This is a genomic window from Bradyrhizobium uaiense (assembly GCF_010811875.1).
GTDB classification, from domain to species: Bacteria; Pseudomonadota; Alphaproteobacteria; order Rhizobiales; family Xanthobacteraceae; genus Bradyrhizobium; species Bradyrhizobium uaiense.
On the sequence record NZ_VKHP01000447.1, the window covers coordinates 1 to 2,599 of the forward strand.

Here is a 2,599-nt window from a genome sequence, read left to right on the forward strand (position 1 = left end):
GGACAAGCGACCCACTGCGCGTGGCAGGCGGCGGACGCCGCACGGCACCACCGGCCAACCCCCTTCGGCGCCAGCGCCGCCGGCCGGGCCAAGCCCGACCGGCAGCTAGGCCGCGGCCCGACCGCCATCCGCACCGCCTCGCTCACGCCGCTGAATACGGCGACCGACGCCTTGCCCGCAGCGAAGCCGCTTCCGCCCGAAGGCACCGAGCCGTTCGGCCTGTTCACCTTCCGCGCGCCGGAAAGCAGCCTGTGGCGCAAATGGCGCGGCCTCGAAGCCGACCTGGCAAAGGAGCAGACCGTGCTCGCGCAATGCCGCGAGAACGCGACCGGCTGCCCACCCAATGCCGCACAGTTCCTCCGCCTGATCAATGCGGTCAAGTCCAAATCCGGACGCGACCGGCTGGATGAGGCCAACCGCGCCGTTAACCAGGCGGTCCGTTATGTCAGCGATTTCGCCCAGTATGGCGAGGCCGATCGCTGGAGCGCCCCGCTCGCGACCTTTGCAACCGGCAAGGGTGATTGCGAGGACTATGCGATCGCGAAATACATTGCGCTCCGCGAGGCCGGCTTCCCGCGCGAGGACCTGCGCCTTGTGCTGGGCCGCGATCGCGCCATCCGCCAGGATCATGCCGTGCTGGCGGCGCGTCTGGATGGCCGTTGGCTGATCCTGGACAGCCGCCGCTCCGAGCTGATTGACGACGGCGAACTCGACAACTTCACGCCGCTGTTTGCGATCAACGAGCGCGGCGTGCAGCTGTTTGCAGCCCCCTACGCCAAGCTCCTGCCGCTCGGCGACGACCTCGACGCCGCGCCGGCGGCCGCCAATGTGCCCGATGCCGAATGGACCGGAGTGGAGTCGCTCGATGCAGCAAGTCCGCTCCCGGGCTTCCTGCCCGTGCTCATGTGACGGCGCGCGGGCAAGGCAAATCCAAGAAAAAATCCAAAAGAAAATCCGCGGAGTTGTCTCCGCGGATTTTCGCTTTGGCTGTGCAAGCCTGGCCTAGAAAATATGAATGTTCGCGGCCGCCGGCACACCGGTGCTCAAATGTGCGAGGTCCACCTTGTCGGAGCCGGTGCCATTTGCCGAGTACCAGAGCTCATGCGTCGTATTGTTGAAGAAGAACTTGTTCGTGCTGCCACTTTCGTTCCAGGCGCTCGCGTTGTTCTCAGTCCCGCCCGTGGCTGCCGATGACGTGAACTGGTTCGCCGTCAGAGCATTTGAGGTGCCCGCCGGGAGACTTAGACCGGCCACGTCGAGAAGCACCAAGTCACCGCTGTTGAAATCACTGATGGTAAAGTGGGCGGCGAGATTGAGAACGAACTTGTCGTCCCCGCCATTACCGGTAAGCGTTTCGTTGGTGACTCCGGCAACAATGACATCATTGCCGGCGGTCCCCGAAAGAGTCGTTCCGCCGTTCACGTTTACATCGAACGCCCCGGAGGCGATATCGCCGTCGCCGTCCTTGACACCCACGGTGAAGGGGACGTCAGTTGCACCGCTACTGACGAGTTCGTTTATCCCGGCCAGCAGGATCTTGGATTTGCCCGAGACATCGTACATTTCGACGTAGTCGATATTCCCGTGCCCGGTCGCCGTAAGTGTGTTCCCATCGGTGGCCGAATTGTAGACATGGGAGGTCACCGTGCCATCGACGCTATGCACGACATAGTCGATGATTGTCGAACCGCCGATCGCCTTGACCGTGAAGGAAATCTGATTCCCTGTCCCTACGGCCGATGCGCCGGGCGCTTGGCCGTACGTCCAGGTATCGCCATTGCTGTTATCGCCTACCCCTCCAAGATCAAAGCGCATGAAATCGCCTTGCTTGAAGTTGTTGCTGTGGACGCCCAAGCCCTGCGAACTTGCGTTGATGGTGTCCTGGGTGAGCTTCGAACTCGTCAGCGTATCGTGGGTTTCGTTAAACCAGCTGGCCACATTGAACGATCCGGTCGTGTGGTAGCCTGTCACGTTGACTACGGCATGGCCGCTCGTGTCCGACAAGACCGCATAAGGAGCCGGACCAGAACCGTGTACGTCACCAGAGCTGCTTATGGACTGTTGTGAATATGAATCGAGCGTATGGTATAGCTTGAACAAGTAGGTCGATGTTGTCGGATCGAGCGCCACGGTAAAGACGTCCGCTCCATTGGCAACACCGTGGAGGACGCCACTTGCATCCACGTATTCCGAGACCGCATATCCACCCGCTTGGATGGTCGTTGCAGTAGGATGTAGCGGATCCAGGGATACACCCGTGAAATAGAGCGATCCTAGGCCATCTGCGCCAGTTGTGAATTGCAGATCACCGATTACGCTGATGCCCGCGACATTGGCAATCACTCCATGCTCTGCCGACGTCCACGACGGACCGTCGTCGTGGAAGGTGACATGCGAGCTCAGGTCGAGCTTCTGGCTCGCCGTATCGCCGTCCTTGTCGGTCACGGTTGCCGTCAGCGTCACCAGGCCGCCGGTCAGGCTGATGCCCTCATGGGTGTCCGGGCTCGACGCGGTGTTCTCGTGCACCGCGCGGTCCTGCGTCAGCGTCACATTGCCCGTTGCCGGATCGACCGTCAGCGTGAACACCAGCCAGGCTGCC

General features: G+C 61.9%; 2 protein-coding genes. One reads left to right on the forward strand and one right to left on the reverse strand.

Annotation, left to right across the window (positions count from 1 at the left end; all coding sequences use genetic code 11):
* Positions 1–909: transglutaminase-like cysteine peptidase (locus FNJ47_RS45530; protein WP_163163262.1), on the forward strand; the 909-nt coding region annotated here is incomplete at its 5' end.
* Between the two features lie 93 nt (positions 910–1,002).
* Here FNJ47_RS45530 and FNJ47_RS45535 read toward each other — a convergent pair.
* On the reverse strand, positions 1,003–2,599 hold a 1,597-nt coding region (locus FNJ47_RS45535), incomplete at its 5' end, for a DUF5801 repeats-in-toxin domain-containing protein (RefSeq protein WP_236000569.1).